Annotated in this window: 14 protein-coding genes; 3 read left to right on the plus strand and 11 right to left on the minus strand. The window is 68.7% G+C overall.

The genetic code is table 11. The annotated features are described in order from the left end of the window. Nucleotides 1–72 precede the first annotated feature (72 nt). The 3 genes from NW895_RS14455 to NW895_RS14465 are packed head-to-tail and all read right to left on the minus strand — an operon-like array spanning nt 73 to nt 3,216. A complete protein-coding gene (locus tag NW895_RS14455; protein ID WP_289935897.1) occupies nt 73–951 on the minus strand; it encodes a carbohydrate ABC transporter permease in 879 nt (292 codons plus the stop codon). Beyond that, complete coding sequence (locus NW895_RS14460) at nt 941–1,858, minus strand: sugar ABC transporter permease (protein WP_289935898.1); 918 nt, start codon at nt 1,856–1,858, stop codon at nt 941–943. The genes NW895_RS14455 and NW895_RS14460 overlap by 11 nt, the downstream gene beginning before the upstream one ends. Continuing rightward, a complete protein-coding gene (locus NW895_RS14465; RefSeq protein ID WP_289935899.1) occupies nt 1,855–3,216 on the minus strand; it encodes an extracellular solute-binding protein in 1,362 nt (453 codons plus the stop codon). The genes NW895_RS14460 and NW895_RS14465 overlap by 4 nt, the downstream gene beginning before the upstream one ends. A gap of 396 nt (nt 3,217–3,612) precedes the next feature. Here NW895_RS14465 and NW895_RS14470 point away from each other — a divergent pair, with 396 nt between their 5' ends. Both NW895_RS14470 and NW895_RS14475 read left to right on the plus strand, forming a co-directional pair. Continuing rightward, complete coding sequence (locus NW895_RS14470) at nt 3,613–4,410, plus strand: FCD domain-containing protein (RefSeq protein WP_289935901.1); 798 nt, start codon at nt 3,613–3,615, stop codon at nt 4,408–4,410. A gap of 383 nt (nt 4,411–4,793) precedes the next feature. Next, nucleotides 4,794–6,845 (plus strand): family 43 glycosylhydrolase, encoded by a 2,052-nt coding sequence (locus NW895_RS14475; protein WP_289935902.1) that lies wholly within the window; start codon nt 4,794–4,796, stop codon nt 6,843–6,845. A gap of 752 nt (nt 6,846–7,597) precedes the next feature. On the opposite strand, the gene NW895_RS41180 is transcribed toward NW895_RS14475, so the two are convergent. Next, the gene (locus NW895_RS41180; RefSeq protein WP_354670089.1) at nt 7,598–7,723 is read right to left on the minus strand and encodes a hypothetical protein; all 126 of its coding nucleotides are present in this window, start codon (nt 7,721–7,723) and stop codon (nt 7,598–7,600) included. A 194-nt stretch (nt 7,724–7,917) separates the two neighbouring features. Here NW895_RS41180 and NW895_RS41185 point away from each other — a divergent pair, with 194 nt between their 5' ends. Beyond that, the gene (locus NW895_RS41185) at nt 7,918–8,748 is read left to right on the plus strand and encodes an alginate lyase family protein (protein ID WP_354670090.1); all 831 of its coding nucleotides are present in this window, start codon (nt 7,918–7,920) and stop codon (nt 8,746–8,748) included. A gap of 348 nt (nt 8,749–9,096) precedes the next feature. Here the strand turns inward: NW895_RS41185 and NW895_RS14490 are convergent, their stop codons facing one another. The 7 genes from NW895_RS14490 to NW895_RS14520 all read right to left on the minus strand — a co-directional run bounded on the left by NW895_RS14490 (nt 9,097) and on the right by NW895_RS14520 (nt 18,435). Then, nucleotides 9,097–9,486 (minus strand): hypothetical protein, encoded by a 390-nt coding sequence (locus NW895_RS14490; protein WP_289936026.1) that lies wholly within the window; start codon nt 9,484–9,486, stop codon nt 9,097–9,099. Further along, on the minus strand, nt 9,487–10,986 hold the full coding sequence (locus NW895_RS14495; protein ID WP_289935903.1) for an alpha-N-arabinofuranosidase: 1,500 nt from the start codon (nt 10,984–10,986) through the stop codon (nt 9,487–9,489). It lies immediately after the preceding gene. Between the two features lie 47 nt (nt 10,987–11,033). Next, entirely contained in the window at nt 11,034–11,912 is an 879-nt protein-coding gene (locus NW895_RS14500; RefSeq protein ID WP_289935905.1) for a carbohydrate ABC transporter permease, read from the minus strand. Beyond that, on the minus strand, nt 11,909–12,889 hold the full coding sequence (locus NW895_RS14505) for a sugar ABC transporter permease (RefSeq protein WP_289935906.1): 981 nt from the start codon (nt 12,887–12,889) through the stop codon (nt 11,909–11,911). Before NW895_RS14505 ends, NW895_RS14500 begins: the two co-directional genes overlap by 4 nt. A gap of 98 nt (nt 12,890–12,987) precedes the next feature. Continuing rightward, entirely contained in the window at nt 12,988–14,295 is a 1,308-nt protein-coding gene (locus tag NW895_RS14510) for a sugar ABC transporter substrate-binding protein (protein ID WP_289935908.1), read from the minus strand. Nucleotides 14,296–14,362: 67 nt separating this feature from the next. After that, complete coding sequence (locus tag NW895_RS14515) at nt 14,363–17,329, minus strand: glycoside hydrolase family 2 TIM barrel-domain containing protein (RefSeq protein WP_289935909.1); 2,967 nt, start codon at nt 17,327–17,329, stop codon at nt 14,363–14,365. A gap of 107 nt (nt 17,330–17,436) precedes the next feature. Next, the gene (locus tag NW895_RS14520) at nt 17,437–18,435 is read right to left on the minus strand and encodes a LacI family DNA-binding transcriptional regulator (protein ID WP_289935910.1); all 999 of its coding nucleotides are present in this window, start codon (nt 18,433–18,435) and stop codon (nt 17,437–17,439) included. Nucleotides 18,436–18,748 lie beyond the last annotated feature (313 nt).

Raw genomic sequence — 18,748 nt, forward strand, 5'->3', positions numbered from 1 at the left:
GCGCCCGCCGGGGACGACGGTCGGGCGGACGACGCCCGATCGGGCATCAGGGTCGGGAGCGCAGGCCGGGGCCTACTCCTTGGTGGCGCCGGCGAGCATCCCGCTGACCAGGAAACGCTGGGCGAAGAGGAAGACGATCAGTACTGGTGTGATGGCCACGAGCGTCGCCAGGGCCAGCTGCGGCCGCTCGATCGCGAGGGTGCCGACGGCCGGATTGAAGGACGGCACATTGCTGAGCAGGGTCCCGACCCCCACCTGGATGGGCATCTGATCGTTCTCGGGGAGCATCACGTACGGCAGGAAGTAGTTGGTCCAGTTGGCGACGAAGCTGAAGAAGCCGACGAGCGCGACGACCGGGGTCGCCAGCGGCAGCGCGATGTGCCGGAAGACGCCGAACTCCGAGCAGCCGTCGATCCGTGCCGCGGCAAGGAGATCCTTGGGCACGGCGGTGGTGAAGTAGATGTACGTCAGGTACACGCCGAATGGGTAGAACGCGTACGGCAGGATGATCGACCACATCGTGCCGATCAGCTGCACCGCGTTGATCTCCAGGAACAGCGGCACCACCAGCGTGGCGGTCGGCATGAGCATCACGACCAGGGTCGAGACGAGCAGGGTGTGCCGTCCGCGGAACTCGGTCATGGCCAGGGCGTATCCCGCCGGGATGGCCACGCAGAGCGTGATGACCAGCGAGATCAGGGCGTACAACGTCGAGTTGCCGAGCCACTGCAGGACGGCGTTGTCCTGGAAAGCGGTGAGGGCGTCCCAGTTGGCCCTGAGGGTGTGCCAGGAGCCGAAGGAGAGCGGGCTGCCGTGGACGAGTTGCTGATCGGTCTTGGTCGCCGCGAGGACGAGCCACAGCACCGGCAGCACGAAGAACACCAGGAAGACGAGCAGGACGGAGCCGGTCAGCAGACGGGGCACGAGGCGGCGCGGGGAACTAGTCGGCATCGAAGAACCCCGATCGTGCGACGAAGAGGGCGGCTGCCGACACGCTGACGACCAGGAGTTCCACCGAGACGGCGGCGGCGCCGTTGATGTTGTTCAGCTGGAAGGCGAAGTCGTACGTCAGCTGGTTCAGCGAATAGTCGCGGCCTGCCGTGCCCACGCTCGCGAGGGAGAGCAGCTGCGGTTCGACGAAGAGCTGGGCGCCGCCCGCGAAGGCCAGGATCACCATGTACACGATCCACTTGCGCAGCATCGGGATCTGGATGTGCCAGGCGGTCTGCCAGGCGCCCGCGCCATCGATACGAGCGGCCTCCATCACGTCCGTGGGGATGTTGTTGAGTGCCCCGTACATGACGACGATCCAGCCGCCGGCGCCGGTCCAGAACGCGATGATCGTGAACAGGACCGGCAGATGGCCCGGCGCGATCACCTCACCGAATGTGTCGAACCCCAGCATGCCGAGCAGTGAACTGACCGGGCTCACGGTCGGGTCGAGCATGAACAGCCACACCAGCACGCTCGCGGCGCCGGCGAGCGCTCCGGGGATGTAGAAGAGGAAGCGCAGGGACTTGCTGAGGGCGCCCGAGGCGAGGCGGTGCAGCAGCAGCGCCAGGACCACCACGAACACCACGAGGGAGACCAGCCAGAACAGCAGGTACAGCGCGACATGGCCCACGGCGTCCATGAAGCGGAAGTCCTGGGCCGTGGTGACGAAGTTGGAGAAGCCGGTGAACGACCCTCCCGCGTCGGTGAACGCGAAGTAGATCGCGTATCCGGTCGGCAGGATGCCGAAGGCGACAAGCAGGAGCACATAGCCGGAGACGAAGGCGATGCCGGCCCGGCTCTGCCGGCCGGTGCCGCGAGAGGGCCGGCCGGCGGATCCGGAGGAGAAGTGGCCGAGGGCGGTCACTGGGAGACCTTGTATCCGTTGGCCTGGGCGTGCTTGACGATCGCGTCCTGCCAGGCCGGCAGCATCGAGACGATGGACTTGCCCTCGGTCAGGCCGGGCTTGACGGTGGCGGCCCAGATCGCCTCCTGGCTGAACTTGCCCGAGCCCCAGCCGGGCCAGACCTGGGAGGAGGCGTCCTTGAGCACGGTCAGGTCACTGGCGAAGTAGCCCGAAGCGTCCTGTCCCTTGAGCCACGCCTCGGCCGCCGGCGCGTAGGCCGGGAAGCCCGGTGCCTTCTCGCCCTGATAGGCGTTGTCGGTGGTGACCCACTTCAGGAAGTCGGTCGCGGCCTCGAGGTGGGCGGAGTGCTGGGACACCAGCCAGGTACCGCCGCCGACGTTGCCGGTGGCGGGTGCGGTCTCGCCCTCCCACTGAGGGATGGGCGCCGCCGCGATCTGCCCGGCCGGGGTCTTGAGGGTGTCCTTGAACACCGCTCCGCCGAACCAGGCCGGGCCCGGCATGAGCAGGATCCTGTCCGCGTTGTTCTTGGCGAAGTCGGTGCTGAAGACCCCGCTGATGGACATGGACTTGTTCTTGATCAGTACGTCCATGAGCTCGGCCATCTTCGTGCAGGCCTCGCTGGTGGTGTTCACCGACACGGCCTTCGGGCCTGTGATGTCATTGGCGCCACACTTGCTCGCCCACAGATAGATCTCGGGGGTGAAGGAGTCACCCGCGTCGCCCACGAGATAGCCCGGATGCTCCTCGGCCACCTTCTCGCCGAGCTTCTGGTACTCCTCCCACGTCTTCGGCACCGCGTAGCCGAACTTCTTCAACAGCGGCGCGTTGTACCACAGCACCACCTGGGAGAGATCGTTGCGCAGACAGTAGACGGTGCCGTCGACCGTGCAGACATCGTTGGCCCCGCTCGCGAACTTCCCCAGCAAGTCCGAGGGGATCAGACCCTTGTTGAGCGGCGCGGCGAAGCCCGCGTCCACCGCCCAGGTCACCTCGTTGTTCTGCGAACTGAAGACGACGTCCGGCCAGCCCTTCTTGGTCCGGTTGAACAACTGCACCTTGGTCTGCAGGTAGTTCGAGCCGTTGGCGTTGCCGTCGTAGCTGACGATGTCCATCTCCACGTCCGGATGCTGCTCCTTGTACAGCTTCGCGGCCTCCAAGCGGGTCGCATCCACCCAGACGGTCAACGTGCCCTCCTTCTGCGGCACTTGGGCGAAGCCGTCCTTCGTGGTCGTACCGGCGGTGCCGCCGCCACAGGCCGTCACGGTCAGCAGCACCGTGACCGCGCACCCGGCCAGCGATGCCGCTCGCTTCCTGCCGAGGGCTCTCTTCGGGCTGGACGAGGACTGGTCGACGGTCATGAGTGACTCCACTGGGTGTGCGGGTGCCCTGAGCAGATGGGGCAGGCGGCGCGAGCGGGTGGGCGAGTGGCGCGAGCCGGGACGACGCTGGGTCAGCCCGGAAGGGCGACGGAGAGGGAAGAGGCGGCTGTGCTGCGATCGGCGTGGAAGAAATTAGCCGCCTTATCAAGTGGTACGTCAAGGGTGCGTGCAACGTTCCCTCGCTTGATTTCCTGCGGCGAGCGAGCAGTTGCGCCAGCTATGCCCGATAAGGTCTCTTTAGGCACTCGGATGGCCATGGTCCTCACCGTGGATCTTGGTGAGAATGAGTACGACTTATATCTCCTGTGCGCTACGATGATGTCGGCTCCACCGTGATCAGTCGCGCGAGCTGAAGTCACCCGGAAGGCGGCGCAGATGGATGACACGCCAGCGAGCGAAGTGGCCCTGCCGGTCCAGGCATCTCCTGCCGCGCCTGCGGGGGTGGGCGGCTCGGACGGGCGGCGTGACTACCGTCCCGGGTACGAGATCGTGGCGGAGCGGATCCTCGCGTACATCGCCGAGGAGCGACTGGCGCCGGGTGACCGGCTGCCCACGGAGATCGACCTCGCCCAGACGCTGGACACCAGCAGGGCGGTGGTGCGGGAAGCCGTCAAGATCCTTTCGGCGCTGGGTCGGGTACGGGCGCACAAGGGGCGGGGTCTGTTCGTCGCGGACGACGAAGGCATGCTCATCACCAGCCGGTGGGGAGGCTTCTTCCGCCCCGTCGACATCGATCACGTACTGATGCTGTTCGAGTTCCGCAGGGTCCAGGAGATGGCCGCCAGTAGTCTGGCGGCCACCCGCGCCACCCCCTCGGAGCTGCGCACCATCGAAGTCGCCATGGAGCAGTGCCGGCACGGGTTCGTCCACGGCCGGATCGACGTGTTCAACCAGGCGGACGAGGACTTCCATGCGGCCGTGTCGGCGGCCTCGCACAACACGTTCCTCGTCAGCGCCGTGCGGGACGCGCGACGCCTGCAGCGCCAGTCCAGCGCCATCGGTATCCACGACTCGTTCGGGGAGAACACCGAGGCGGCCATCGAGGAGCACGAGGCGATCTACCGGGCCATCCGTGACGGCCGCCCCGAGGAAGCGGCGCAGGCCGCCGCGGCACACCTCGACCGAACCCTGGAGGACTACCGGCGCGAGATCCAGCGCCGTCTGTTCGGCTGACGCCTCCCGTCGGCGCGCCGTGCGCGGCCTGTCCCGGCCGCCGCACGTCTCGGAAAGACGCGGACGATCCGTTGACTTCTGTGCGGCAGGGACTCTAACTTCGGCGTCGATCGGTTCGACAAGCCGCAAGCTGTTCGATATATCGACCAATCGTCGTTCCGCCTCGGTCGTCGCGTGTCCCAAAGGACCGTTGCCCGGGCGTCCGGGGGTCTGCCTTCGTCATGCCGCCACCCCCGCACAGCGCGGGTGAGGGGCGTCCCCCGCTGGGACGCGGCGCGCACGACGCGAAGGCCGTGTCCCTTCCATGTTCTCCCTCCCGCGTTCTCCCCGCGGTGTCCACCCACCGCTCCCGCACGTGATGACCTCCAGCCAAGGACTGCATCGTGGACCTCACCAGAAGACAACTCGGCCGGCTCGCCGCGGTCGGTACCGGCGCCCTCCTCCTCCCGGGCCTGCTCCCGTCGAGCACGGCGGCGGCAGACTCGTTTCCGGCCACAAAGTGGGGTGACCAGGGCGACGGCACGTACGCCAACCCGATCGTCCCGGCCGACCTGAGTGACTGGGACTGCATCCGGGTCGGCTCCGACTACTACGGCATCACCAGCACGTTCGGGTACTCGCCCGGCATGGCCGTCCTGCACTCGAAGGACCTGGTCAACTGGCGCACGCTCGGCGGCTCGGTCGACGACGTCACCCGTATCGGACCGGAGCTGAACTGGGACCGGATGAACCGCTACGGCCGCGGTGTGTGGGCCGGGGCCATCCGCTACCACGCGGGGCGGTACTGGGTGTATTTCAACACCCCGGACGAGGGCTTCTTCATGACGTCGGCCCCGTCGCCGACCGGGCCCTGGGAGCCGTTGCACTCGATGTGGCGGACCTCCGGCTGGAACGACGTGTGCCCGTTCTGGGACGACGACGGCCAGGGCTACCTGGTCACCACGCACTACTCGGACAGCTACAAGATCCACCTGTACAAGCTGTCCGAGGACGGCAAGTCGCTGATCGGCCCGGCCCCGGTGATCCACCAGTCGAACCGCAGCGAGGCCAGCAAGCTGTACAAGATCGACGGTGTCTACTACCACCTGTTCAGCGAGGTGAAGCCCGAGGGCCGGGTCCTCATGATGAACCGCGGCTCCAGCCTCTACGGCCCCTTCGAGACCCGGCAGCTGCTGCACGTCAACACCTCGGTCGACCGCGAGCCCAACCAGGGCGGGCTGGTGCAGACCCCGGGCGGCGACTGGTACTTCGTGACCCACCACGGCCACGGCGGCTGGGAGGGGCGCGTGCTGTCCCTGCTGCCGGTGACCTGGGTGGACGGCTGGCCGATCATCGGCACGGTCGGCTCGGACGGCATCGGCAATATGGCGTGGACGGGCCAGTTGCCCGACACCGGCACCCCCGGCCTCCCCGTCGACGCGCTGCCCGCCGTCGTGACCAGCGACTCGTTCACCGACACCCGCCTCAAGCCCCAGTGGGAGTGGTACTACCAACCCCGCGCGGACTACTGGTCGTTGACCGAACGCCCCGGCTACCTGCGGCTGAAGGCGTTCGCGCCGCTGGCCGGGGACAACCTGATGAAGGTGGGCAACACCCTCACCCAACGAGTGCTGCGCACCGCGGGCGGCGCCACGGTGACCGTCCGCCTCGAACTCGCCGGCCTCGCCGACGGCCAGCACGCCGGGCTGTGCCACTACGCCGCCACCTACGCCGGACTGGGTGTCCGACGCAGTGGGACCACCACCACGATCGAGCACAACGCCGGCTCCACCCTGACCAGCGGCGCGGCCATCACGCAGAACGCCGTGTGGCTGCGCACCACGTGGGACGTGAACGGGGTCAGCCGCTTCTCCTACAGCCTCGACGGGAGCACGTACACCCAGGTCGGTGGCACCTACCAGCTCACCTGGGGCGGCTACCGCGGCGACCGGATCGGCCTCTACACCTACAACCCGGGCGGCACCGGTTACATCGACGTGGACTCGGTGCAGTACACCATCGCACCCACCCGGGTCTACACGTGCGTCAGCGTGCGCAGCGGCAAGGTGGCCGAAGTCTCCGGTGGGTCCGGCGCGGACGGCGCCGCCGTGATCCAGTGGACCGACAACGGCGCGACGAACCAGCAGTGGGCCTTCCAGTCCACGGCCGACGGCTACCACACCATCACCTGCGTCCGCAGCGGCAAGGTGCTCGACGTGGCCGGATCCTCCACGGCGGACGGCGCGCGGGTCGTACAGGCGACCCCCGACGGCAGGGCCAGCCAGCAGTGGCAGCTGCGCCCGCTGTCCGGAGGTGTGTTCCAGGTGGTCAACCGCAACAGCGGCAAGGTGCTCGACGTCAGCTCCGGCAGCACGGCCGACGGCGCCGCGCTGATCCAGTACGCCGACAGGGGCAGCACCAACCAGCAGTGGACGTTCCGCCGGGTCACCGGCTAGACGCACATCGATCCCGCCTGCCGACTGATACGAGCCGGCGCGGCCACGGCCCGGCCCGGCGGCTCCTTCGCCGTGGGGCCGGGCCGTCACGCAGGGACACGGTGTCCGGTGGTCCCGAGGGCACCGTCCCCGCGACGTCTGATCGGGGGCCCGTCTCTATTGCCGCCGGCATGCAGTTGGCAGTTGCACATCGCGTGTCTCCACCTGGAGTTGCCGGCCCACGGGGGTGTTCCTGGGAGCGTCCGCCATCGTCGACCTGCCTGTTCAGGTGCGTCCGGGTGACGCTGAGTCCCATGACGGAGGACCGTCAAGACCACCTGCCTTTCCTCGGTGGTGCCCGCTTTTGTGTTATCGCCCGCTCCGTATCACGTCTCCCTACGTAGGCGCTGTTCCCACAAGAGCCCAAGGAACGACACAGTGACACTTCAGATCAGCCGACGCACCATGCTCAAGGCCGCGGGAGCGGCAACCGGCGCGGTCGGTATCGGTATCGGCACGGGCGTGGCCGCCTCCCCGGCGACGGCGGCGCGCACATCCTTCGCGCACCCCGGGATGCTCCACACCCGGGCCGATCTCGAGCGCATGGCCGCCAAGGTGAAGGCGGGCGCCGCCCCCTACAAGGCGGGTTTCGCCAGGCTCACCGCCAACCGTCACTCGCAGAGCACATGGCGGCCCAACCCGCTGGCGACCGCGATCCGGGGAGGGAGCGGCGTCCAGAACTACTGGGTTCTCTACAACGACATCCACGCCGCCTACCAGAACGCGCTGCGCTGGAAGATCACCGGCGACACCGCACACGCCGACACCGCACGGGACATCTGCAACGCCTGGTCGGGGACGCTGAAGGGCATCGGCGGAGGCTCCGAAGTCGTGCTCATGGCGGGCATCCAGGGGTACCAGTTCGCCAACGTCGGCGAGCTCATGCGCGGCTACCCCGGCTTCGACCTGGCCCGTTTCCAGGACATGATGGTCAGCCAACTTCTATCCGACGAACCGCGACTTCATATACCGCAAGACCAATTGCATCGGCCACTACTGGGCGAACTGGGACCTGTGCTCGATGGCCTCGATCATGGCCATCGGGATCCTCTGCGACGACCGGGCCAAGTTCAACGAGACGGTCGACTACTTCTACTACGGCGCAGGCAACGGCGCGCTGGACAAGGCGATCCCCCACGTCTACGAGAACGACCTGGCCCAGTGGCAGGAGAGCGGGCGCGACCAGGGCCACAGCCTGTTGGGCATCGGCCTGATGGGCACCATCTGCGAGATGGCCTGGAACCAGGGCGTGGACCTCTACGGCGCGGAGGACTCCAAGTTCCGCAAGGCGTGCGAGTACGTCGCCCGGTACAACCTCGGCTACGAGGTGCCCTACACCACCTACACCTGGACAAACGGCGTGCACTGCTTGAACACGGAGCAGACCGTCATCTCCGAAGGCGGCCGTGGCGGTGGGCGCCCGGTCTGGGCGCGGGTCTACAACCACTACGCCAACAGGCGCGGCATGGCCATGCCGAATACCCGCGAGATGGTGGCCCGCAGCGGGCCCGAGGGAGGCGGCGGCGACTACGGCCCGAACAGCGGCGGATTCGACGAACTCGGCTTCGGCACACTGGCGTACACCCGGGACAAGGCCACCGCGGCCGAGGCGGCAGCCTCACCGTCTCCGTCGAAGCCGGCGGCCGCCAGGTCCGGTACCTCCGGAACGTCCGGTTCATCCAAGTCCTCGGCCGGGCAGTCCTCCGGAGACGTCAGCGCCCAGGGCGGAAAGAGCGACAAGGACCTGGCCGCCACCGGTGCCTCGGACCTCGCTCTGTGGACGGCCGCGACCGGCGTCACCACGGTAGCCGGCGGCCTCCTGCTGCTCCGCCGCCGCGGCCAGGCCCGCCGCGACGCGGAGTGACACGCGGTGACACAAAAAATCCGGTGACTGACCACAGTCGGGCTCCCCGCACGCGCTGTGCGCTACCGCACGCGGTTCGGGTTGGGCTCCTCTCGCCCAGCCGGAGACGGACACCTTCACCAAAGAGCCGAGCAGGGCGCGGCGGGACTCGGGCAGCTCGGCGACGCGCCAGGCGGCCGCGCCCAGCAGCAGCGCGGTGCGCGGGTCGGTGGTGCGCAGCGCGTCTGCCACGTCGGCGACCTGACGGGCCGCTTCCTGGGTGCGCCGGCGCGCGTTGTCGGCATAGGCCCTGCCAGACGGCGAGGGCCGTCAGCAGCGCCACCGCCAGGACGGCGGACAGCGACACGGTCAGGCCAGTGACATCACCGCGCTGTGGCATGCGAAGACCGCCCGGTCCAGCGGCTCAACCAGCTGTCGTACTACCCGCAACTGGTCGACCGCATCCGTGAACTCGCAGGCCAAGGCGTCGGCGCCAGCGGATCGCCGACGCATCGAAGCCGAGGGCCACCGGCCGGCCAAGGGCGGCAAGCGGATCACCTCGAACACCAGCCGCAACCTCATGCGCCAACTCGGCTGCCCCGCTGACCGAGTCCACCGCCACCGCCCCGCACCTGACGGAGAGCCGGCGTAGCCGCCATCGGCCCAGACGAGACTGATCGTGGAGAACCGTTCGCGCAGCAGCGCCGGCAGTCGGTGAGCGCCGTCGCGGTCCTGCATGCCAGCGGCGGTGACAGTCACTCAGCCCAGCGCAATTGCGGTCCACGACACCGGCGGCAGCTCTATGCTGAGCAGCCCGTCGGACAGGATCGCGCTCGGGTTCGCGTGCGGGGTCACGCGGTTCTGCTCGGTGAGTGTGTTCTTCGCATACGGATCCGGGTCGGCGAGTGTGACCGCCTCCAGAATCCGCGAGGAGCCAAGGCTGCGCACATCGACCGTGACCTGAGTGGTCTGCGAAAGCCCGCGGTTGACGAGGAAGACCGCGGCCCGGTCCTCGTCGACGGTCGCGACGGCGTCGACGACAGACGCCTCGCCATGGCGTGCCGTCGTGTAGGTCGGCGCCTCGACAACGGGCCGGATCACCTCACCGGCGGCAAGCCGGCTGGTGATCGAGAACGGGTAGAAGGTCGTCTGCCGCCAGGCAGGGCCGCCGGGCTCGGTCATGATCGGCGCGATCACGTTGACGAGTTGCGCGAGCGAGGCCGAGGTGACGCGGTCACTGTGCTTGAGCAGCGTCATCAGCAGGTTGCCGACGACGACGGCGTCCGCCACCGAGTAGACGTCCTCCAGCTGCCGGGGGGCGTGCCGCCACTCGTCGTTGACCTCGTCGGACTCGTGGAACTCCTTCTGATACCAGACGTTCCACTCGTCGAACGAGATGTTGATCTTCTTCTTGGAGCGTTTCTTGTAGCCCACGTGGTCGGCGGTCGCGACGACGGTGTCGATGAAGTAGTCCATGTCGGTCGCCGAGGCGAGGAAGGAGCCGAGGTCGCCGTCGAGCTCCTGGTAGTAGGCGTGGCAGGAGACGTGGTCGACGTGGTCGTAGGTGTGCTCGAGCACCGTGCGCTCCCAGTCGCCGAAGGTCGGCATCCAGGAGCCGGAGGAGCCGCAGACCACGAGTTCGAGGTCCTTGTCGGCCATCTTCATCGCGCCGGCGGTACGGGCGGCGAGCTTGCCGTAGTCGTCGGCTGACAGGAAGCCGGTCTGCCACGGCCCGTCCATCTCGTTGCCGAGGCACCACATGCGCACGTTGTGCGGCTCCGGCGTGCCGTTGGCGATCCGCAGGTCCGACAGCGCCGTACCGGCGGGGTGGTTGGCGTACTCGAGCAGGTCCAGGGCGGGCTGGATGCCCCGCGTACCGAGGTTCACCGCGAGCATCAGCTCGGAGTCGGTGAGCTTGAGCCAGCGGGCGAACTCGTCCAGGCCGACCTGGTTCGACTCCAGCGAGTGCCAGGCGAGGTCGCGGCGCACCGGGCGCTTGTCGCGCGGGCCGATCGAGTCCTCCCAGCGGAAGCCGGAGACGAAGTTGCCGCCCGGGTAGCGGATGGTCGTGCTGCCGAGCTCCCTGACGAGCGCGACGACGTCCATACGGAACCCTTCTTCGTTCGCGCTCGGGTGTTCCGGCTCGTAGATCCCGGTGTACACGCAGCGGCCGAGGTGTTCGACGAACGAGCCGAAGGTGCGGCGCCGGACGGGAGCGATGACGGCCCGCCTGTCGAGTTCGATGTGGGCGCGGGGCAATGCAGTGGTCCTTTGCGTTTCGGGATGGAGGTGGGGCGGCGAACGCGCTACTTGACGGCGCCTGCGGTCAGGCCCCTGCGCCAGAACCGCTGGAGGCTGACGAAGGCGACGAGCAGAGGGATCAGAGACAGGAACGCACCGGTGATCGGCAGCAGCAGCGGCACTCCGCTGGCGAACTCCGAGCGCCACTGCACCAGGCCCACCGTGACGGGCTGCAGTGAGGGGGTGTTGAGCATGAGCGAGGGCAGCAGGTAGTTGTTCCAGATGGCGACGAACTGGAACAGGAAGACGGTCACCAGTGCCGGGGACATCAGCGGCAGGGCGATCCGGAAGAAGGTGCGCTGTTCGCCTGCTCCGTCGAGCCGTGCGGCCTCAAGGAGTTCGTCCGGGACGGACGCCGCGGCGAAGATCCGGCACAGGTAGACGCCGAACGGGCTGACACAGCTGGGCAGCAGCACCGACCAGTAGGAGTTGGTGATGTCCAGCTTGGCCATGAGCAGGAACAACGGCAGGGCGAACATCGGTGCCGGGATGAGAACCGAGGCGAGGATGACGTTGAACACGCTTTCGCGGCCGCGGAAGCTGAACTTGGACAGCGCGTAGCCGGCCATCGCGGACAGCAGGGTGCCGACGGCGGCGCCGACGAGGCTGTACAGCGCGCTGTTGGCGAGCCAGGTGGAGAAGATGCCGCCCTCGAAGCTGAACACGTCTCTGATGTTGGTGACCAGGTCGAAGTGGGAGAACCACAGCGGCGTACCGGTGTAGAGGTAGCCCGATTCCTTGGTCGAGGAGACGAACAGCCACCACAGCGGGATCAGCGTGTACAGGGCCATCAGGCCCAGCACGCCGTTGACGACGACCTTGCTCGCGATGTCGCTGCCGCGGCGGGGCGGTCGGGTCGGTCGGCCGGCCGGAATCACGCTCATGCCATCGCTCCCTTGCGCTGGTTGTACTTGAGGAATCCGAACGAGAGCACGAGGGTGATCAGCGCGAGCACGACGGACTCGGCGGCGGCCAGGTTCTGGCCGCCCACGTCCATGCCCAGGGTTGTGTTCATGATCGGGGAGAACTTCGGGTCGACGCCCGGGATGCGCGCGCTGACCAGCACTGCCGGCTCGGTGTACAGCTGCGCTGTCCCGATGATGGAGAAGACCGTGGTCAGCACCAGCGCGGGGCGCACCAGAGGGATCTTCACCGCCCACGCCAGGCGCCATCCGGTGCAGCCGTCGAGCGCGGCGGCCTCTGTCACCTCGGCGGGGATCGTCTGCAGCGCGGAGTAGATGATCAGCATGTTGTAGCCGGTCCAGCCCCACGTGAGCATGTTCCCGATCGAGGCCGGAACCCACGACGGCGACAGGAAGTCGACGTGGATCCCGATGTGGGACAGCGGTCCGGTGAACGGCGAGAGGTCTTTCACCAGGAGGAAGGACCACATCACCGCGGCGATCGCACCTGGCAGCGCGTAGGGCAGGAAGAACGTGAGCCGGTAGGTCTTCCGCAGCCGGGCCGAGCGGGAGTCCAGTAGGAGCGCGAGCAGGAGGGCGAGGCCGAGCATGACCGGGACCTGGACGCAGCCAAGGAGCACGACCCGGACGATCGACGCGATGAAGTCGTGGTCGCTGAAGGCGTCGGCGTAGTTGGACAGTCCCGCGAACTCCGTGGTCTGCGCACCGCCGAACAGCCCGGCGCGGCGGACGGTGAAGAAGCTCTGGTAGATCGCGTAACAGATCGGCGCGACCATCATGGTCAGGAAGAGCACCGCGAACGGTGCCAGGAACCCCGACGCGGTCAACGCGGCACGGCGGCCGGTGCGCCGAGGCCGACCGGCGGGGGAGACACGGGGGGTGGCCGCGGGCACCGGCCGCGGCGGTGACGCCGTCCGGGTGCTGCTGGGACTGCTCATGGAAACCTCGCTGGGCGGTTCGTCGACAGGGGAGCGGGCCCCCGCGGCGCCGGGTACGGGCGGCCGCGGGAACCCTTCGGGGCGGCTGGAGTCCCGCCTCAGCCGTTGGTCACCGACAGGCCGAGCTTCTTGATCGCGGCGACCGTCGAGGCCTGGACCTTGGTGACCGCGTCCGGCAGGGTGCCCTTACCGATGGCACCGGTGAAGTCCGACTCGACCTGCTGGAAGGTCGGGCCGTTGGTCCAGGTGCTGGGCACCTGCGCGGCGGAGGCCTTGTACACGTCACCGACCTTCTGGCCGCCGAAGTACGGGTCGCCCCCTGTGAGTGACGGGTCTTCCTGTCCGGCCTTCGACGCCGGGTACAGCCCGCTTTCGATGCCCGTCTTCACGGCCTGCGGGTCACTGGACAGAAAATCGGCGAACTGCACTGCTTCGCGGGGCGTCTTGCACCCGGTCATCACCGAGGTGGCCGAGCCGCCGCTGCTGGCGCTCTTGCCGTCGCCGGCCTTCCAGGTCGGCATCGGGGCGACCCTCCACTTGCCGGCCAGGTCCTTCAGGTCCGACTTCAGACCGCCGGCGGCCCAGGCCGCGTTGACGAACGTCAGCACCTTGCCGGCTTCGGAGGCCTTGTTGAACTGCGGGTCCCAGGCGTTGCCGGTCTTCGCCACCAGACCCTTGTCCTTGAGGTCCTGCCAGTAGGAGGCGACCTTGCGGGTGCCGGGGTTGTCGATGCTGACGGTCCAGCTGTCTCCCTTGGTCGAGTACCAGGACTTGCCGGTCTGCAGGGTGAAGGCCGCCATACCGTTGGCGTCGCCGAGCATGGTGCCGAACTTCACACCGGGGTCGGCGGCGGTGACCTTCTCGGCGTCGGCCTTGTACTCGGCCCAGGTGGCCGGCGGCTTGCTGATGCCGTACTTGGCGAACAGGTCCTTGCGGTAGAAGAGGACCATCGGGCCGACGTCCACCGGAACCCCGTAGATCTTGCCGCCGACGCTGGAGGCGGAGACGGCCGACGGGACGTACTTGTCCATGCTGTCGCTCGCGTACTGCGTGATGTCCATGACCGAGTTCTTCACGAGCATCGACGGGATGGTCTGGTACTCGATCTGGGCCAGACACGGGCCCTTGCCGGCGGTGAGCGCGTTGCTGATCTGGGTGTAGCCGCCCTTGGGGCCCGACGGGATCTTCTTGAAGGTGACCTTGATGTCCGGGTGGGAGGCGTTCCACTGGTCGACGATCTTCTCGTAGCCGGCCCAGCCCCAGAACTCCATGTTCACCGGCCCGCTGTGGCCCGATTCCCCGGCGGAGTCGTTCTTGTCACTGCTGCACGCGCCGACGCCGAACGCGATGACCGTCGCGGTGGCGAGCGCCAGGAGTCTGCGGGTGCGTATGGTGGTGCTGTCCATGTGAGGGAAACCCTTCGTGACGGGGACTGACTTGCTGGACTGTCGGTGGGCGGGCGGCCAGGCCCGCCTACCGGCCGGTGCTGAACTCCACGCCGAACACCGTCGGGACCGCGGCAAGGACGTCCGATGCCGACGGGCCCGGGCCGCAGGCCGCGCTGCCGAGGCCGTGGTGCGCGTGGTCGAGGTACAGATGGAGCCTGCCGTCGCCGACCAGGTCGTGCTGGTGGGCCGCGGCAGCCAGGGCTGCGGTGCTCCAAGGACGCACGGTCAGGTCGATGACCGGGTCGCCCGTGATGCGCAGGGTGCCGTCCGCGGTAGTGATCCGGGTGCGGCGGACTTGGTGGCGGTTGCCGTTCTCCTGCGGGCGGACATAGGGGGTCTGCATCGCCGAGACAGTCGACCGGTGGCGGCCGACGCGAGCGGCGGTACGGGAGTCGCGGTACGCCTCGCCGGGGCCGAGGCCGAACCACTCGACCTCGGCGTCGGTGCCGGGCAGCGACATCGCGATCCCCAGCCGGGGCAGCGGCACCGACCATGCGCCGTCAGGGGTGACGGCGCATTCCAGCCGGAGCCGGGTCTGGCCCGCTTCCGGTCCGTCGCAGGCCGTCCAGCGGTAGACCACGCCGAGCGCGGAGGAGGATCCGGCGGCGGCGAGCCGGGCGGTGACCGTGAGCCCTTGTGCGTCGGGCTCGACGCTCAGGACCTCATGGCGCATCCGGTTCAGTCCGGCGGCGAGCCAGGAGGTGATCTGCGGCTCGCCGAAGGCGTTGAGCAGGTCGTTGTCGATCGGGGCACGCCAGATGTCCAGCCTGGGCCCGTCGAGCTCCAGGTCGCCGAGCCGGATCAGCACCCCGCTGCGGGCGTCGAACCGCGCGGGACCCAGTGCGATGTACCCGTCGTGGGCGATCGCCGGCGCCGACGTGAAGGGGACCGGCGAGGCGGCGGGAGCCACGACCAGCCCCTGCGCCCAGGCGATCTCGTGGCCGGCCCGGGCCCAGGTCTCGTCGGCGGCGAGCACCGCGGTCACGGTCAGCCACACCTCGTGGCCGGAGTCGTTCTTGCGCGCCGCATCGAGCGCGGCGGTGACGTCGGCGGGCCATTCGACGGTTGTCGTCGCGCCCGGAGCGGTCGCGGGCACGGAGAGGCCGCCGGAGCCCACCGGCTCGCCGCCGTCCTCGACGGTCCACTGGAAGTCCAGGTAGCCGGTGTCGCGGACGTGGTGCAGGTTGTGCACGGCGATCCGCCGCGCCGCCGGGGCGACGTGGATCCGGACCGGTTCGATGACCTTCTTGTACTCGACCAGGCCCGGCGACGGCGTGCGGTAGGGGAAGAGCAGCCCGTCGGCGACGAAATTGCCGTCGTGGACCTCCTCGCCGAAGTCGCCGCCGTAGGCGTAGTACGAGTGGGGGTCCTGCTGCCCCGTGAGCCGGGCGATCCCGTGGTCGATCCACTCCCAGATGAATCCACCGGCCAGGCGCGGATGTGCCTCGATGACCTGCTGGTACTCGGACAGCCCGCCGGGTCCGGTGCCCATGGCGTGCCCGTACTCGCACAGCACGAACGGCAGGGCGCGGCGGTGGGCGTCGTCGGCCGGATCAGCCGTCGGCGCCTCCTGGCCGCGTCCCACGGCGGCCAGCTCGTCCACCCCGATGTACATGCGGGAGTACAGGTCGACGTACGCGCAGCTCTCGTGGTCGCCCTCGTAGTGGATCAGGCGGCTGCCGTCGCGCTGCCGGATCCACGCGGCTGCGGCGGCCAGGTTGGCTCCGGTGCCGGACTCGTTCCCCAGCGACCAGACGATGACCGAGGGGTGGTTCTTGTCGCGTTCCACCAGCCGCGCGGTCCGGTCCAGGTACGCCTCGCGCCACGCGGGGTCGTCGCTGGGATTGCGCCGCCAGCCGCCCGGCTCGAAGCCGTGCGTCTCGAGGTCGCCCTCGCAGAACACCCACAGGCCGTGCTCGTCGCACAGGTCCAGGAAACGGTGGTCGGGCGGGTAGTGGCTGGTGCGCACCGCGTTGATGTTGTGCTGCTTCATGAGCAGCACGTCGGTCACCATGGTGTCCTCGGTCAGGGTACGTCCCGTCAGAGGGTGCCATTCGTGGCGGTTGACGCCCCGTAGCGAGAGCGGCCGGCCGTTGGCGGTCAGCACGCCGTCCACGACGGCCACCGTGCGGAAGCCGATGCGCAGCGGAATCCGCTCCCCGGCTTCGGAAACCAGTTCCCCCGAGTACAGGCGCGGCCGCTCGTCCGACCAGGGCTCGATGCGGTCGATCACGTGCGGGCCGGCCGGATCGGCGGCGGATATGCCGAGCTCGGGCACCGACAGGGACACGCGGGTCGGGGCGTCGACGTCGACGGACAGGGTGCCCCGGCCCGTCATGTGGTCGTAGGCGGCGTGGACGAAGAAGTCCTCGACACCGCGGGCTGCCACGGACACCGACCGGAAGATCCCGGACAGCCACCACATGTCCTGGTCTTCCAGGTAGCTGCCGGACGACCACTGGTGCACGCGGACCGCGAGCACGTTCCGGCCGGGCCGCAGAACGGCGGAGACGTCGAACTCGGTCGTCAGCCGGCTGCCCTTGCCGTCGCCGAGCCGGATCCCGTTGAGCCACACCGCGAACGCGGAGTCGACGCCCTCGAACCGGAGCACGGAGGCCGCTGCCGGGAACCCGTCCGGAACGTCGAACTCGCGGCGGTACTCGCCGGTCGGGTTCTGCCGGGGCACCCGCGGCGGGTCGACCGGGAACGGGTAGAGGATGTTGGTATAGGCCGGGGCACCATAGCGCGGCTCACCGGGCAGGCCGGTCATCTGCCAGCAGGACGGCACGGCGAGCAGGTCCCAGGAGGTGTCGTCGAAGTCCGGCGCGGCGAAGTCCCCGGTGAGGTCGTCCAGCCCCGACGCCAGTCGGAATCTCCAGTCGCCGTCGAGCGCGATCGTGGGCAGGTCGGAAGCGAACGCGGCGCGCGGCCGCAGTCGTCCGGTGCCCGGCGACCGGTCTTCGACGTAGGCGTGTGGGTCGAGGTCTTTCATCAGTGGACGTGCCTTCTGTCGCAACTCGTAGCGGTGGCGGGAAGCCGGCCAGGCGGGAGCGTGCCGACGACTCATGGGGTGAGGTGCAGGTCGAGCGGTGCAAGGTGCTATCCGGTCGCCCGGGGCGGGGCGCTGCTGTCCCGGATGGTCAGGGTCGGGCGCAGCAGCGTGAGAACGTTGGTCGGCGGCCGGCCGGAGTCGACGGCGCGCAGCAGCAGCTCGACGGCCTGCTGGGCCATCTCCCGCTTCGGGACGGTGACCGTGGTCAGGGCTGGTTGGATCTGTCCGACCTGGGCGATGTCGTCGAAGCCGACGACGCTGACGTCGCTGGGGACCCGCCGCCCGGACCGGACCACCGCCTCGACGGCACCGAGGGCCAGGACGTCGTGGGTGGCGAAGATCGCCGTCAGTTCCGGATCCGCCTTAAGTGCCGCACGGCCCGCGTCGAACCCGCCGACGGCGTCGTCCCTGGTGCAGGCGAACACCTTGCGGTCGTCGATGGCCAGCCCGTGGTCGGCGAACGCCCGGCGCAACCCGGCCACGCGCGGCTCGTGCGCGGGGAGATCGGCGATCACCGCGACGTTCCGGTGGCCGAGATCCCTCAGGTAGCGCCCGGCCAGGAACCCGGCGTGCTCGTAGTCGATGGACACCACCGGCAGCATGGTCGGCGGGTCCCCCTCCCAGGCGAACAGCGCGACCGGGAAGGCGGCCTCGACGAGCATCGGCAGCTGCTGTGCGACGCCGTTGTCGCAGGCGACCAGCAGTGCGTCCACCGAGCGCGCGGCGAGGTTCTCCAGATGGGCCCGCGTGTAGTCGGGATCGTCGCGCGTCGTGGCGAGCAGCAGGTTGTATCCGCGGCCGACCAGGAGGTTCTCCACCTCCTCGACCACCTCCGAATAGAACGGGTTGGCCACCGACGGCACGAACAGCCCCACCGTCGACGTGCTGCCGGTGCGCAGCGAGCGCGCCACCAGGTTCGGCTTGTAGCCGAGTTCGGCGATCGCCTTGTTCACCTTCGCCAGGGTCTCCGGCCGCACCTTCTTGCCGGACACCACGTTGGAGACGGTCTGCTTGGTGACTCCCGCCCGAGCTGCCACCTCCGCCATTGTCACCACGTACGCCCCCGAAACATTTATCGATCCACGAAAGTGGCGTCAGCGTAGGGCGACTGCCGCAACAGGGCAAGGCTTCGTGCGGCGGCCGTGATTCAGCCGTTACGGAGCACGGTGAAGGCGCCGCAGGCAGGTCACGGCTGTTTCCGCGACTTTGAAGTGCACGGAGCATTGACGGTCCCGGAAATACGGCAGTAACGTCCCCGCCACGCCCGGTCCCGTGGATCGGTCAACGCAGTGGAGTCACCCTCGCCCACCGCGCGAATCAACACTCGACCTCACCGCGCCACCCCGCTCGGTGCGTCGG

The organism is Streptomyces sp. S.PNR 29 (genome assembly GCF_030386795.1).
Classification (GTDB): Bacteria; Actinomycetota; Actinomycetes; order Streptomycetales; family Streptomycetaceae; genus Streptomyces.

Excerpts from the sequence above, each read along its gene's own strand:
- NW895_RS14520 (WP_289935910.1), bottom strand. The coding sequence starts at position 18,435 with ATGGCGGAGGTGGCAGCTCGGGCGGGAGTCACCAAGCAGACCGTCTCC.
- NW895_RS14515 (WP_289935909.1), bottom strand. The coding sequence starts at position 17,329 with ATGAAAGACCTCGACCCACACGCCTACGTCGAAGACCGGTCGCCGGGC.
- NW895_RS14510 (WP_289935908.1), bottom strand. The coding sequence starts at position 14,295 with ATGGACAGCACCACCATACGCACCCGCAGACTCCTGGCGCTCGCCACC.
- NW895_RS14505 (WP_289935906.1), bottom strand. The coding sequence starts at position 12,889 with ATGAGCAGTCCCAGCAGCACCCGGACGGCGTCACCGCCGCGGCCGGTG.
- NW895_RS41185 (WP_354670090.1), top strand. The coding sequence starts at position 7,918 with ATGGCCATCGGGATCCTCTGCGACGACCGGGCCAAGTTCAACGAGACG.
- NW895_RS14470 (WP_289935901.1), top strand. The coding sequence starts at position 3,613 with ATGGATGACACGCCAGCGAGCGAAGTGGCCCTGCCGGTCCAGGCATCT.
- NW895_RS14500 (WP_289935905.1), bottom strand. The coding sequence starts at position 11,912 with ATGAGCGTGATTCCGGCCGGCCGACCGACCCGACCGCCCCGCCGCGGC.
- NW895_RS41180 (WP_354670089.1), bottom strand. The coding sequence starts at position 7,723 with ATGAGCACGACTTCGGAGCCTCCGCCGATGCCCTTCAGCGTCCCCGAC.
- NW895_RS14465 (WP_289935899.1), bottom strand. The coding sequence starts at position 3,216 with ATGACCGTCGACCAGTCCTCGTCCAGCCCGAAGAGAGCCCTCGGCAGG.
- NW895_RS14455 (WP_289935897.1), bottom strand. The coding sequence starts at position 951 with ATGCCGACTAGTTCCCCGCGCCGCCTCGTGCCCCGTCTGCTGACCGGC.